Origin of the sequence: Shimia gijangensis, from assembly GCF_900142085.1 — a bacterium.
GTDB classification, from domain to species: Bacteria; Pseudomonadota; Alphaproteobacteria; order Rhodobacterales; family Rhodobacteraceae; genus Shimia; species Shimia gijangensis.
Window position 1 is genome coordinate 55,539 of sequence record NZ_FQZQ01000009.1, and the last position, 12,288, is coordinate 67,826.

The window sequence follows — 12,288 nt, forward strand, 5'->3', positions numbered from 1 at the left end:
CATGTCCACAACCGTCTTTTTTGCCGTGATCGGTGCCGCCATATTGCACGCGTCATGGAACGCCTTGGTCAAGGGTGGGGCAGACAAATATGTCGGCATCGCAGCGGTGGCGATTGGGCATGTGCCCTTTGCAGTGGTGGCGTTGATGTTTGTGCCCACCCCTGCCGCCGAGAGTTTTGGCTATCTCGCAGCCGGCATTCTGTTGCATGTGGGGTATCAGCTATTTTTGCTGCAATCGTACAAGGTTGGCGACCTCACACAGGTCTACCCTATTGCGCGCGGATCGGCGCCATTGATCGTCGCGCTGGTGTCGGTGACAGTGCTGGGCGTCGTTTTGGTTCCGATGGAAATTGCGGCCATCTTGATCATTGGCGTGGGCATCCTGAGCCTGTCGCTCACCCGGCACGCTGATGGGATGCGCAACAACAAGGCGGCCTTGTTTGCTTTGGGTACCGGTGTGTTCATCGCCTCATATTCGTTGATCGACGGCATCGGCGCGCGGCTTGCCGGAACTTCGGTGGGGTACTACGCGTGGCTGTCCATCGGCAACGCGGCCATCATGGTTGTGTATTTTCTGATCCTTCGCCCGGTGACCTTGACCGATATGGCCCGCCATGGACGCAAAGTGTTCTTTATCGGCGGGGGGGCATCATTTGTGGCCTATGCCCTGGTCACCTGGGCCTTTACCCAAGCCCCTATCGCATTGGTCACAGCCCTGCGTGAAACCAGCATTGTTTTTGCCCTGCTGATTGGCGTATTTTTCCTCAAGGAAAGACTGAACCTCGCCAAACTATTGTCGACCTTCGTAACTTTGCTGGGGGCCGCGTTGTTGCGGTTTGCCAGAACTTAACATCTATTTCCCAATCACCTTTTTCCTGTGTTTTCCCCCGCGCCTGACGCATAGTGATTGGGAGAGAGCTTCAGGGGTGACAAAAATGACGACGCAAGACGGCGGTGTTAAGACCGCATTTTTCGTGATTGCTGATATATCCGGCTACACGAAGTTCATGGCCGAAACCGCCATCGAACACGCCAAGGGCATACTTGAATCTTTGTTTGGCGATCTGGTGCCTGCGGTGCGATCTCCATTGATGATCTCTGGTTTGCAGGGTGACGCCATATTTGCCTATGCTTTTGAAACCGATGTGATGACCAAACAGTTCATCCTTGATTTTTCAGAGCAGCTGTACTGCGTTTTTGCCCGCAGCAAAGAAAAGATGATCCTGAACACCAGCTGCCCCTGCGATGCGTGCTCGACTGTGGACGGGTTGGAGTTGAAAATTGTTGTGCATCACGGCGACTGTGTGATCCAGAAAACCGGGGACCGCGAGGAATTGGCCGGCCAGGATGTGATCACCGCCTTTCGCCTGCTCAAGAACAAGGTCAAAGAACGTACCGGTATGAATGCCTATACGCTGATTTCCTGTGATGCGCTGCGCGCGATGGAGATGAAGGAATACTTTAGCGACTCCGAGTTTCACACCGAAGAGATCGAACACATTGGCGAAGTCGAGTACGTGGTGCGTGATATGCGCGCCGCTTGGGACCGCCGCCGCACCACGCAACGCACGTTTGTGGAACCCGGCGATGATCTGTTGATGGACGAATGGATAATCCCCCTGCCGGTGTCACCAGAGGTGGCCTTTACCATCTGCACCCGGCCCGACCTGCGTGGCGAATGGCTTGGCTCGGACAAGGTGGAATTGATTGAGACCAACAATGGAAAAATCGAACCGGGCACGACCTATCACTGTTACCATGGAGATGCGATTTTCCCGTTTGAAATTGTGGATTGGTACCCCGGTGAATACGCAACGGGCCGCTATAACATGGCCAAGGGTCTGAGCATGCTGGAAACCAACGAGCTGGTCGAAATGGGCGATGGCACGCTGGTCAAAATCCGCTTTACTTCCCCCACATCAAGCACGTTCATCGGCAAGTTCAGTGTGGGAAAAACCAAAAAAATGCTTCTAAGCATCATCGAACCGGACAAAGAAAACCGCATCAATCGGATGAAAGCGTTGGGCGAGAAAATGGCGGCCGAGGCCAAGGCATTTGCGGCCGAGTAACTGACCTTAGGCCCGCGCTTTGACGTGTTCCAGCCAGTTAGACAATTCACGGGTGCGGTCTGGCAAGCCCATCGCGTCTGGCGTCGTGCCCAATCTGGCGGCTGCATCCGGGTCAGTGGATGCGGCCATCAAATCAGCGATTTTTTCTGCATGTTTGTCCGCATCGACCCGTGCCAAAGCGCCTGCGATATCTTCCGGGGTCAGTTCGGGATGATACTGCGTGCCCCAAAAATCGATCCCATCCACTTTATAGGCCACCGCCTGCACCGGTGAATGCGCATTTCCGGCCATCAGGACAGCGCCCTTAGGCAGCGTTTGAATTTCATCGCGGTGAATACAAGGTGAAGCAAAGCCATCCTGTCGTCCTGCCATCATCGGGTGGGATTTGCCCGCCTCTGTCAGTCGGATATCGCGCGCCAGACCAGATTCATGCCCGTTTGGCGACGCCCCAACTGTGCCCCCCAGAACCGTTGCCAGCAATTGCAGCCCGTTGCACGATCCCCAACAAGGCAGTTTTTCTGCAAACGCAGCCTTCATGGCGTCAGCCTGCGGTTTGCCCCTTGGATCCGAGGTGTTCCATTCCACCGCTGAACCGGTAAACACCACCCCGTCGACACCTGTGAAATCGTCCGCTGTAACCGGCCTGAGATTGGGGTTCTGCACCCTGATCCGCAGCCCCGGATCAATCGCCATCAGAACCGACAGAAAAGACGCCGCATAAGAGCGCCCCTGTTGAACGGTTTCAGGCGAATGGCCTTCGATAATGAGAATGGTGGTCATGGGCGCGCTCCTTCTTGGGGAAGAAGGGTAGCGCAGGGGTCATCATAGTCCCAGACATCCGCGACATTAGAAGGTTGGAAGGCGGCGTTGAGGTGGTCGGACAAATTGGCCCGATCCAAGGCTAGCGCGACAACCCACCATGCAGCGTCGGCTGATCCAGAGACGCAAAGCCATAGTGGCGCAGCCAGCGCAGGTCGCTGTCAAAGAACGCGCGCAGATCGGGGATGCCGTATTTCAACATCGCCAGACGGTCGATGCCGATCCCAAAGGCAAAGCCCTGGTATTCATTGGGATCAATGCCACCGGCCTCGAGCACCTTGGGGTGCACCATGCCGGATCCAAGAACCTCAAGCCAGTCATCGCCTTCGCCCACTTTCACGGTGCCATCCTGCCACGAACACTGGATATCAACCTCGGCCGAGGGCTCAGTAAACGGGAAGTGCGAGGCGCGGAAACGGGTTTCCACATGGGTGCCAAAGAACGCTGAGAAGAACTCTTCCAGCACCCATTTGAGGTTCGCCATGGAAATGTCTTTGCCCAGCGCAAGCCCTTCGACCTGATGGAACATCGGCGTGTGGGTCTGGTCGTAATCGGCGCGGTATACACGACCCGGACAAATGATGCGGATCGGCGCTCCGGTCTTTTCCATGGTGCGGATCTGCACGGGCGAGGTATGGGTGCGCAACACATGCGGCGGGCGATCGTCGCCCTCGGCACGGTGCGTATAGAACGTGTCCATCTCGGCCCGCGCGGGGTGGTGACCGGGAATGTTCAGCGCATCAAAGTTGTACCAGTCGGTTTCGATCTGCGGGCCCTCGGCCACGGCAAACCCCATGTCGGCAAAAATCGCGGTGACCTCTTCCATGACCTGGCTGACCGGGTGAATCGTCCCCTGACGACGGCCTCGTCCGGGCAAGGTCACATCCAGCCATTCGGTCTTCAGGCGCGCATCAAGTGCCGCATCGGCGAGCGCCGCTTTCTTCGCAGCCAGTGCCGAATTGATCTCGTCTTTCAGCGCATTCAGCGCCGGGCCCGCGACTTGGCGTTCTTCCGGGGTCATCTTGCCCAGTTCGCGCATCTTCAACGACACTTCGCCCTTTTTACCCACGGCCTGCACCCGAAGATCCTCAAGTGAGGCTTCGTCAGCGGCGTCTGAGATCGCCTCGATATACTTTTTGCGCAGTTCTTCCATGTCCCGGGCCCTTAGAAACTTCGTGCCCCTGCTAGCGAGACCAGCGCATGATTGCAAGCCAATGGGCTTCACCTTGGCCCAAATACTCCCGCCGGAGGCACATCCGAGGGTCCCGCGGACCCGAGACACCCTGCGCGCCTTCAGGCGCACATTTGGATTGCGCCCCCCCAAAGCCGCAGGTACCCCTATGAAGAAACGCAAGGGTCACATGACAACAACTTCCGCCTCACAGCCAAACCATCCATGGCTCGTCCTCATTGGTCTCGCTCTTGGCGTGACCGTGACCAACGGCTTTGCCCGCTTTGCCTATGGTCTTCTGCTGCCCGCCATGAAGTCCGAGATGGGATGGAACTATGCGCAGGCCGGGTGGCTGAATACGGCCAATGCCATTGGCTATATCGTGGGTGCGGTGGCGACCATGATATTGATCCACCGCGCCTCTCCCTCCCGGTTGTTTGCCTTTGGTCTTTTGGCGACCACTCTGTCTCTGCTGGCCACGGGGCTTTACGCCGCCTTGTGGTGGCAAACCCTGTGGCGGGTGTTGGCCGGTGTTTTCGGGGCGATGTCTTTCTCAACCGCAGGCGCTCTCACAGCCCAGTTGTTTCGCGACGATCCCAAACGCAACGCTCTGGCCATTGCCATTCTGTTTGGCTCGGGTGGCGGGTTTGGCATCGTTCTGGCAGGTGCCGCGTTGCCCCTGATGCTCGGCACCTTTGGGTATGGGTCGTGGCCGTTCGGCTGGGTCATGATCGGCGCGACCAGCCTTTTGTTCCTGCCTTTGGGGCTTTGGGCAGCACGGCAGCTACATGCCCCCCGTCAGGCCGACAGTAAGGCCCCGCCCCTCCCGATCCGCCGCATACTGCCAGAACTGGCGGGCTACGCGGGCTTTGGGTTGGGCTACATCGTCTATCTGACTTTCCTGTCGGCATGGATGACTGAACAATCTGCCAGTGCCGGGTTCATAGCCTTGGTCTGGGTCATTCTTGGGCTGTGCATTTCGGCCTCGCCCATTGTCTGGAGGCCCATTCTCGCGCGCTACGCCTCTGGCCTGCCGCTTGCGATGATCCTCACAGGGATTGCCATCGGGTCAGCCCTGCCGGTGATCTTGCCAAACGGCCCTGCGTTGCTGATCTCAGCTGTGGTCTTTGGGCTTTCGGTCTTTATGGCGCCGGGGGCTGTTACCAATTTCTCCCGGCAAAACCTGCCGCCAGAAAGCTGGGGGACTGCAATCAGCTTTTTCACTGTCGTATTCGCCGTGGCCCAGACTATCGGGCCTTATGCGGCGGGATGGGTCGGGGATCTGTCAGGCAATATCGGCACCAGCCTGTTGGTTGCGGCGGGCATCCTGTTGATCGGAGCCGCATTTGCCTTGCTGCAAAAGCCGCTTGAACAGTGAGACATCACAAGGACCCGACAAAAGAAAAACCCCGCCAGCGGAACTGACGGGGTTTCTCAAATCTGTTGAACGTTGGCTTAGGCTGCCAATGCGTCCTGTGCTTGCTTCACGATTGCACCAAAAGCATCAGGCTCGTGTACAGCCAGATCGGCCAGTACCTTGCGGTCCACTTCGATGCCGGCCAGGTTCAGGCCGTTGATGAAACGCGAATATGTCAGCGCTTCGTCGTGCGAACGCACAGCCGCGTTGATCCGCTGGATCCACAACGCGCGGAAATTGCGCTTGCGATTCTTGCGGTCACGGGTTGCGTATTGGTTCGCCTTGTCGACGGCTTGCGACGCGACCTTGAAGGTGTTCTTGCGACGACCATAATAGCCTTTTGCGGCTTTGATGATCTTCTTGTGACGGGCGTGGGTGACTGTACCACCTTTTACTCGGGACATATCAGCTCTCCTTAGCGGTCGTAGGGCATAAAGCCCTTGATGATCTTGGCATCGGGTGTCGACAAAGTAGTTGTCCCCCGAGCGTTACGGATAAATTTGCGGGTCCGCTTGATCATGCCGTGGCGTTTGCCAGCCTGTCCGCCGATGACTTTGCCTGTGGCTGTCACCTTAAAGCGCTTTTTAGCGCTCGACTTTGTCTTCATCTTGGGCATTTCCGTCTCCTTAAGTAGTCGGTTTCAAACACGACTCGGCATGCCACTCAGGCCGGTCGCGCGGATAGAAGCGCCCATATACGTCCCAAACCCCAAAGGGGCAAGGGGTTATTTGATGATATCGGCGATCACGGTGAACACCACATTGGGCACATCTGCTACCGCGTATCCACCCGGATGCCTTGCATAGGCCAGAGCGAGAATGGCAACCGACAGAATGAACGCCGCCATCGACGTTCGTGGCGTGCGCCGGTCCGCATAGGCCGACAGCATTGCAGGAATTGAAAACAGCCCCAGAACAAGTCCAATCGTCAACAAATAGTCAGTAAACATTCTGCCTGCCTTATCTTCTGCAGGCGAAGTTACTCTTATTCCATGTTGAAAATCAAACGTTCATCACAGGGCGCAACCCTAAGGATATTTGTAGTTCCGGGCACATTGAACGGCAGACCAGCGGTCACCACGATCTGGTCTTCGGGTCCGGCAAAGCCACCTTGGGTGGCGGCACGTGCCGCGGATACCACGGCCATCTTAAAGCGGCTGACGTCCTCGGCGATGACACAGTTTGTGCCCCAACTCAGAGCCAGACGGCGTGCGGTCCCGCGCAAGGATGTCAGAGCGATGATCGGAACACGAGGCCGTTCGCGCGCGGTCAAAAGCGCAGTGGTGCCTGATTCTGTAAAACAGCAGATGGCCTTGATCGGTGTGGTTTCTGCCACTTCCCGAGCGGCGGCCACTATCGCGTCAGCCACGCTGGAACGTGGTGCACTCCGCGAGGCTTCGATCACCTGACGATATGTTGAATCGCGCTCTACTTCGACGGCCACGTCGTTCATTGTGGTGACCGCTTCGATGGGATAGCTCCCGGCCGCAGATTCCGCAGACAACATGATGGCATCTGCACCTTCGTAAATGGCGGTGGCCACATCCGAGACTTCTGCCCGCGTGGGCATCGGGCTTTCGATCATGCTTTCGAGCATTTGGGTGGCCACAATCACCGGTTTGGCCGCAAACCGACATTTGCGCACAAGGCGTTTCTGGATGGGCGGCACGCTACTGACGGGCAGTTCCACACCCAAATCACCGCGAGCCACCATAATGCCATCCGACGCCGCGAGAATGGCGTCAAAGTGTTCAACGGCGGCGGGTTTCTCAATTTTGGAAAGGATCGAAGCACGCCCTTGCGCCAATTCACGCGCTTCATTGACGTCTTCGGCGCGCTGCACAAAACTCAGCGCGAGCCAATCCACGCCCAAACCGCAAACAAATTCCAGATCGTCCCGGTCTTTTTCCGAAAGCGCCGCAAGAGGCAGGACCACATCCGGCACGTTCACGCCCTTGCGATCGGAAATAGTGCCTCCGGCAACAACCACACAATCCGCAAAATCGGGTCCGCAATCTTCAACCTTCAACCGAATTTTGCCGTCATTGACCAATAAAGACGATCCAACTTTCAAAGCCTGAAAAATCTCGGCATGTGGCAGGCAAACCCGGCTTGCATCGCCTTCGGCAGAATTCAGGTCCAGCCGGAACTTGGCGCCTTCTTCAAGCTCTTCGCTGTCATTGGCAAAAACACCGACACGAAGTTTTGGCCCCTGAAGGTCCGCAAGAATGGCAATCGGGCTTGCCAGATCTTTCTCGATCTGACGAATAATCCGGTGCTTTTCACGAATCTCGTCATGGCTGCCGTGGCTCATGTTCAGACGAAACACGTCCGCGCCGGCCTCGTGCAACGCGCGGATCATGTCGTAGGTTTCACTTGCCGGGCCCAAAGTGGCCACGATTTTCACATTTCTTAAACGTCTCATCAGTTTTTGCGCCCCTGCGCCAAATTGTTATCGCTAACATTGCTCGCGTCGCTTATCGGCTATTTCCATTTCCTAAGCAACTGGCCTAAGTCTTTTGCTGAAGGATACGACACGAATATGACTTACCACCCTTTTTACATCCACGGCGCCGAACGTAAATCACGTTGGTTGATTACCGTGGATCACGCATCAAACCATGTGCCTGTCGAAATCAACGGCGGCGATCTGGGCTTGAACCCCGCAGACATGAACCGCCACATCGCCTATGATGTCGGTGCTTTGGGCTGTTCGTTGCGTTTGGGGGAATTGCTGGATGCTCCGGTGATTGCGTCAAACTTTTCGCGTTTGGTGATTGATCCCAACCGGGGCGAAGATGATCCGACTTTGGTGATGCATCTTTATGATGGCACTATTATTCCAGCCAACCGGCACATTGACGATGTTGAAATCGAACGCCGTAAAAATGCGTATTACCGCCCCTACCACAAGGCGTTAAGCGCCTTGGCCGGCGCCCGCGACGATGTCATCATCATCGCCATGCACAGCTTTTCACCCAAGTTGAATGGCCGGTCGCCACGACCTTGGGAAATTGGCATTCTGCACGCCCCTCAGAATGAACGCTTTGGCGTGCCACTGGTTGAACGCCTGATGCAGGAAAGTGACCTGACGGTCGGTGACAATGAGCCCTACGCAGGCCATTTGCCGGGTGACTCAGTGGATCAGCATGCATTTCAGGACGGGCGGCTGAACGCACTGATCGAATTGCGACAGGACGTGATTGCAACACAAGAGGGCCAGATATCCTGGGCCGAGCGCCTTGCGCCCATTTTCACGGACGTACTTGAGACCACAGGACTATGAACGATGCCCCATCTGATCCTTGAGCATTCCGCCGAGCTGGCGACTTCACATGACCTGCAGGCACTCGTCGATGATCTGTTTGAGACCGCCTGCGCGCACCCCGCCATCTCGGCCAACCCCAGTGCGGTGAAGGTGCGCAGCAATGCCTGTCAGCATCTGCGCAGTGGCGTGTCGCCCGAGACCTTTGCCCACCTTGAATTGCGCCTATTGCCTGGTCGCTCATCCGAGACCAAAGCAGACTTGGCGGGTGCTTTGCTGAAAGCTCTGGAACGTCACCTCCCGAAGGTCGGCAGCCTGAGCGTTGAACCTGTGGAAATGGACGCGGCGACTTATGTAAAGCGCACGCTCTGAACGCCCTTGAGGGACGTAACGCGGCGTCATCGGCATGGCGAACAAAGCTGCAAATTCTTGCAGCATCGCCTACGAGCCCCCATATTTCAGGCAAGCAAGACACGCTGTTTCTCAAGAAAGGAGACCGCTATGACATATGAAATCCTAACCGCCTTTTTCGGCTGGATGACCGTTATCAACTTTGCTCTGCTGGCGGTCTCCGGCATCGCTGTGCTGGCAATGCGCGACTGGATAACGTCCATTCATATGCGGATGTTCAAGATGGATGAAAAGGACGTGCACAACGCCTATTTCAACTATCTCGCACAGTACAAAGTGGCGACAATCGTGTTGTCACTGGCACCCTATCTGGCGCTGCGTTTCGCAGGATAGCCATAGGAATATACCGACTACAAAGGCCCCCCGGGGGCCTTTGTCTTGTGGCGAATGGCTCGTCCGCACAAAACTTGGCAAAACCCATTTACCGGAGCTGACCTGATGAACATCGACAAACAAACCCAGATCGAAATAGAAGCTGCGGCCTTTCGCACGTTGCGCGCCCACCTGATGGAAAAGCGCACGGACGTGCAAAACATCGACATGATGAACCTAGCCGGGTTTTGCCGCAACTGCTTGTCGCGTTGGTACCAAGAGGCCGCCAATGAACGCGGCATCGAAATGGACAAAACCCAAGCCCGCGAAATCTACTACGGCATGACCATGGACGAATGGAAGGCCACCTACCAGACCGACGCCAGTGCCGAAAAGCAGGCCGAATTCAAAGTGGCCTTTGCCGAGAACGTGGGCGAAGACAAAGGCTAAGTCGGAGCGCTCGGAAGTATCTGCCTTTCGAGCTTTCCGGATCTTCGCTTCGATTTTCCAAACGACTATTTTCTCACATCGTGAGAGCGGTTTTGCATACCCGTCTCAAAATGGATGCGCCCCCGGTTTGACCGAGGGCGTTTGGTGTGCATGCCAAAGGCGTCAGTGGCAGTTTGGACGCGCCCCAGGGATCAGCACCTTATCAATCACATGGATCACGCCATTGTCAGCTTGGATATCAGCGATGATGACATTGGCGACATCGCCCGTGCCGTCCGCAATCGTGACACCGTCAGACGATTTGGTGATACACAGACGCTTGTCGGCCAGAACCGGTTTGAAGTAGGTCGAGCCAGACGGGATCTGTGCAGCGGGCAGGTTTCGGTCATCGACGTGGTATAGCAAGATGTTGGTGAGCTGGCCCTTGTTTTCCGGCTTGAGCAGCGTTTCGACGGTGCCTGCTGGCAGTGCGGCGAAGGCATCATTGACAGGCGCATACACTGTAAATGGGCCCGGGCCCGACAGGGTTTCGGCCAGCCCGGCTGCGCTAACTGCGGCAACAAGAGTCGAGAAGCGTTCATCTCCGGCGGCAATTTCAACGATGTTGCTGGCGTTCGCAAAGGTACCAGCAACAGAGAAAGCGGCGGCGGCGAGAGTTGTGGCGAGAGGGGTGCGGTTAAACATGTTTCGTCCTTTTCATGGCTATTGCATGCAGCGCATTTGCTGCTGTAATACTGTCATGAGGTGAAAAAGTTGTTCCCACAATGCAATTTTGCGCATTATGAACTATTTTTTCTTTGGGTGAAAATGCAAGCCCCGATGTTGAACCAAAAGTAAAAGTGAGGTCGAAATGTTGAGTGATGTGCTTTCAGAAGGGCTGGGAATCTACCAAATCGGCCCAAAGATTCGATTCTTACGGACTGCCAAATCGCTTGGACTGGCCCAATTAGGAGACCACACCGGGCTTTCAGCAGGCATGCTGTCAAAAATTGAAAGAGGCCAGGTTACTCCGACGCTTCCGACATTGATGAAAATCGCGTTGGTTTTTGGGGTGGGTTTGGAACATTTCTTCCAGGAAAGCGAAGAACCAACGCTTGCAGTCATCCGAGCCAAGAAGCGGATCAAGCTTCCAAACACAACTGAAGTCATGCCAAGCTACTATTTCGAGAGTTTGGATTTTGCTGTGAACGATCGACCAATCGACGCCTATCTTGTCGAGTTTATGCCCAGAACCGCCGCGACGGTTCCGCACGAGCATAGCGGCATAGAATTGGTCTACGTTTTGTCCGGCGAAGTCAAAATCACCATTCACAACGAAGTGCATGAACTGGGGGCCAGTGACTCGATGTATTTCGATTCCCAATATCCCCACACATACAAATGCGGTGGCCAAGACAGAGCCAGCGCAATCGTCGTCGCTGCCAAAGAATGCGGTTAGCAGGATGCCACAATGCCAATACGAAACGGATATCCATAGGTCAGCAGAATGTAGACGTTAATCTGGCCAGCTTCAGATCGCGGCCTGAAGACTCTCTTCCAGATAAATCTCGCGTAGGCGCTTTGCGATTCGGCCCGGTGTGCCGTCACCCAGTTGCACCCCGTCGATCGAGACCACCGGCATGACAAAAGCGCTGGCCGAGGTCACGAAGGCTTCGTCTGCCTCTTTTGCCTCGTCGATGGTGAACAGGCGCTCAACGATTTCCATCTGCGCCTCTTCGGCCATGCGCATGACGGCCTTACGGGTGATGCCATGCAGGATATCGTTCGACAGCGGGCGGGTGACGATCTTGCCGTCTTTCACGAAATAAGCGTTGTTTGATGTGCCTTCGGTCACATAACCATCTTCGATCAGCCAGGCGTCATCGGCACCGGCCTTTTTGGCCATCATCTTACCCATCGATGGGTAAAGAAGTTGCGTGGTTTTGATGTCACGGCGATGCCAGCGAATGTCGGGAATCGCGATCACCGAAATGCCTTTTTGCGCTGCCGGGCTGTTGGCGAGGCCAGGTTTGTTTTGTGTGAACAATACGATGGTCGGCTTAGTCGTTTCCGGATCGGGAAATACAAAATCACGGTCACCGTCGGACCCACGCGACACCTGCAAATACACCAGACCTTCGACAATGCCATTAACTTCAACCAGCTTGCGGTGAATCTCCAGCAGCTCGTCCTTGGTGCAGGGTGCGGCCATGTCCAGCTCGTCCAGAGAGCGTTTCAAACGCACGGCGTGGCCATCAAAGTCAATCAGCTTGCCATCCAGAACCGAAGTCACTTCGTAGACAGCATCCGCCATCAAAAATCCACGGTCAAAAATGGAAACCTTGGCTTCAGTCTCGGGCAGGTATTCGCCATTTACGTAAACGGTGCGTGTCATG

At 55.8% G+C, this 12,288-nt stretch carries 16 protein-coding genes; 8 read left to right on the forward strand and 8 right to left on the reverse strand.

What is annotated here, in order from left to right; translation table 11 throughout:
- Position 1 precedes the first annotated feature (1 nt).
- Positions 2 to 850: a DMT family transporter gene (locus BUC32_RS09470; RefSeq protein ID WP_073251961.1), complete on the forward strand. Its 849-nt coding sequence runs from the start codon at positions 2 to 4 to the stop codon at positions 848 to 850.
- Between the two features lie 85 nt (positions 851 to 935).
- Positions 936 to 2,069 (forward strand): DUF2652 domain-containing protein, encoded by a 1,134-nt coding sequence (locus BUC32_RS09475; RefSeq protein WP_073251963.1) that lies wholly within the window; start codon positions 936 to 938, stop codon positions 2,067 to 2,069.
- Between the two features lie 6 nt (positions 2,070 to 2,075).
- On the opposite strand, the gene BUC32_RS09480 is transcribed toward BUC32_RS09475, so the two are convergent.
- Both BUC32_RS09480 and pheS read right to left on the reverse strand, forming a co-directional pair.
- Positions 2,076 to 2,849 carry a type 1 glutamine amidotransferase gene (locus tag BUC32_RS09480; RefSeq protein WP_073251964.1) on the reverse strand — a complete coding sequence of 258 codons (774 nt, stop codon included), beginning with the start codon at positions 2,847 to 2,849 and terminating at the stop codon, positions 2,076 to 2,078.
- Positions 2,850 to 2,970: 121 nt separating this feature from the next.
- On the reverse strand, positions 2,971 to 4,041 hold the full coding sequence (pheS, locus tag BUC32_RS09485) for a phenylalanine--tRNA ligase subunit alpha (protein WP_073251966.1): 1,071 nt from the start codon (positions 4,039 to 4,041) through the stop codon (positions 2,971 to 2,973).
- Between the two features lie 208 nt (positions 4,042 to 4,249).
- On the opposite strand from pheS, the gene BUC32_RS09490 reads away from it, so the two are divergent.
- Positions 4,250 to 5,437: a YbfB/YjiJ family MFS transporter gene (locus tag BUC32_RS09490; protein ID WP_073252125.1), complete on the forward strand. Its 1,188-nt coding sequence runs from the start codon at positions 4,250 to 4,252 to the stop codon at positions 5,435 to 5,437.
- Positions 5,438 to 5,514: 77 nt separating this feature from the next.
- On the opposite strand, the gene rplT is transcribed toward BUC32_RS09490, so the two are convergent.
- The 4 genes from rplT to pyk form a co-directional block, all read right to left on the reverse strand.
- Positions 5,515 to 5,880 carry a 50S ribosomal protein L20 gene (gene rplT / locus BUC32_RS09495; protein WP_073251967.1) on the reverse strand — a complete coding sequence of 122 codons (366 nt, stop codon included), beginning with the start codon at positions 5,878 to 5,880 and terminating at the stop codon, positions 5,515 to 5,517.
- Between the two features lie 11 nt (positions 5,881 to 5,891).
- A complete protein-coding gene (gene rpmI / locus BUC32_RS09500) occupies positions 5,892 to 6,092 on the reverse strand; it encodes a 50S ribosomal protein L35 (RefSeq protein ID WP_073251969.1) in 201 nt (66 codons plus the stop codon).
- A gap of 108 nt (positions 6,093 to 6,200) precedes the next feature.
- Complete coding sequence (locus BUC32_RS09505) at positions 6,201 to 6,425, reverse strand: hypothetical protein (RefSeq protein ID WP_073251971.1); 225 nt, start codon at positions 6,423 to 6,425, stop codon at positions 6,201 to 6,203.
- Positions 6,426 to 6,460: 35 nt separating this feature from the next.
- Entirely contained in the window at positions 6,461 to 7,900 is a 1,440-nt protein-coding gene (gene pyk, locus BUC32_RS09510; RefSeq protein WP_073251973.1) for a pyruvate kinase, read from the reverse strand.
- 117 nt (positions 7,901 to 8,017) lie between these two features.
- Between pyk and BUC32_RS09515 the strand changes: the two genes are divergently transcribed.
- From BUC32_RS09515 to BUC32_RS09530, 4 genes are all read left to right on the forward strand, one after another.
- Positions 8,018 to 8,761, forward strand: a complete 744-nt coding sequence (locus BUC32_RS09515) for an N-formylglutamate amidohydrolase (protein WP_073251975.1) — start codon at positions 8,018 to 8,020, stop codon at positions 8,759 to 8,761.
- Positions 8,762 to 8,764: 3 nt separating this feature from the next.
- Positions 8,765 to 9,112: a 5-carboxymethyl-2-hydroxymuconate Delta-isomerase gene (locus BUC32_RS09520; protein ID WP_073251977.1), complete on the forward strand. Its 348-nt coding sequence runs from the start codon at positions 8,765 to 8,767 to the stop codon at positions 9,110 to 9,112.
- A 129-nt stretch (positions 9,113 to 9,241) separates the two neighbouring features.
- Positions 9,242 to 9,484, forward strand: coding sequence for a DUF6868 family protein (locus BUC32_RS09525; RefSeq protein WP_073251979.1), 243 nt, complete (start codon positions 9,242 to 9,244; stop codon positions 9,482 to 9,484).
- Between the two features lie 111 nt (positions 9,485 to 9,595).
- Positions 9,596 to 9,913, forward strand: a complete 318-nt coding sequence (locus tag BUC32_RS09530) for a DUF1244 domain-containing protein (protein ID WP_073252127.1) — start codon at positions 9,596 to 9,598, stop codon at positions 9,911 to 9,913.
- Between the two features lie 162 nt (positions 9,914 to 10,075).
- Here BUC32_RS09530 and BUC32_RS09535 read toward each other — a convergent pair whose 3' ends face one another.
- Positions 10,076 to 10,597, reverse strand: a complete 522-nt coding sequence (locus BUC32_RS09535; RefSeq protein ID WP_073251981.1) for a fasciclin domain-containing protein — start codon at positions 10,595 to 10,597, stop codon at positions 10,076 to 10,078.
- A 166-nt stretch (positions 10,598 to 10,763) separates the two neighbouring features.
- Here BUC32_RS09535 and BUC32_RS09540 point away from each other — a divergent pair, with 166 nt between their 5' ends.
- Complete coding sequence (locus BUC32_RS09540; protein ID WP_073251983.1) at positions 10,764 to 11,351, forward strand: helix-turn-helix domain-containing protein; 588 nt, start codon at positions 10,764 to 10,766, stop codon at positions 11,349 to 11,351.
- A gap of 72 nt (positions 11,352 to 11,423) precedes the next feature.
- Here the strand turns inward: BUC32_RS09540 and BUC32_RS09545 are convergent, their stop codons facing one another.
- The gene (locus tag BUC32_RS09545; protein WP_073251985.1) at positions 11,424 to 12,287 is read right to left on the reverse strand and encodes a D-amino-acid transaminase; all 864 of its coding nucleotides are present in this window, start codon (positions 12,285 to 12,287) and stop codon (positions 11,424 to 11,426) included.
- Between the last annotated feature and the right edge of the window lies 1 nt (position 12,288).

Excerpts from the sequence above, each read along its gene's own strand:
- BUC32_RS09470 (WP_073251961.1), top strand. The coding sequence starts at position 2 with ATGTCCACAACCGTCTTTTTTGCCGTGATCGGTGCCGCCATATTGCAC.
- BUC32_RS09475 (WP_073251963.1), top strand. The coding sequence starts at position 936 with ATGACGACGCAAGACGGCGGTGTTAAGACCGCATTTTTCGTGATTGCT.
- BUC32_RS09480 (WP_073251964.1), bottom strand. The coding sequence starts at position 2,849 with ATGACCACCATTCTCATTATCGAAGGCCATTCGCCTGAAACCGTTCAA.
- pheS (WP_073251966.1), bottom strand. The coding sequence starts at position 4,041 with ATGGAAGAACTGCGCAAAAAGTATATCGAGGCGATCTCAGACGCCGCT.
- BUC32_RS09490 (WP_073252125.1), top strand. The coding sequence starts at position 4,250 with ATGACAACAACTTCCGCCTCACAGCCAAACCATCCATGGCTCGTCCTC.
- rplT (WP_073251967.1), bottom strand. The coding sequence starts at position 5,880 with ATGTCCCGAGTAAAAGGTGGTACAGTCACCCACGCCCGTCACAAGAAG.
- rpmI (WP_073251969.1), bottom strand. The coding sequence starts at position 6,092 with ATGCCCAAGATGAAGACAAAGTCGAGCGCTAAAAAGCGCTTTAAGGTG.
- BUC32_RS09505 (WP_073251971.1), bottom strand. The coding sequence starts at position 6,425 with ATGTTTACTGACTATTTGTTGACGATTGGACTTGTTCTGGGGCTGTTT.
- pyk (WP_073251973.1), bottom strand. The coding sequence starts at position 7,900 with ATGAGACGTTTAAGAAATGTGAAAATCGTGGCCACTTTGGGCCCGGCA.
- BUC32_RS09515 (WP_073251975.1), top strand. The coding sequence starts at position 8,018 with ATGACTTACCACCCTTTTTACATCCACGGCGCCGAACGTAAATCACGT.
- BUC32_RS09520 (WP_073251977.1), top strand. The coding sequence starts at position 8,765 with ATGCCCCATCTGATCCTTGAGCATTCCGCCGAGCTGGCGACTTCACAT.
- BUC32_RS09525 (WP_073251979.1), top strand. The coding sequence starts at position 9,242 with ATGACATATGAAATCCTAACCGCCTTTTTCGGCTGGATGACCGTTATC.
- BUC32_RS09535 (WP_073251981.1), bottom strand. The coding sequence starts at position 10,597 with ATGTTTAACCGCACCCCTCTCGCCACAACTCTCGCCGCCGCCGCTTTC.
- BUC32_RS09540 (WP_073251983.1), top strand. The coding sequence starts at position 10,764 with ATGTTGAGTGATGTGCTTTCAGAAGGGCTGGGAATCTACCAAATCGGC.
- BUC32_RS09545 (WP_073251985.1), bottom strand. The coding sequence starts at position 12,287 with ATGACACGCACCGTTTACGTAAATGGCGAATACCTGCCCGAGACTGAA.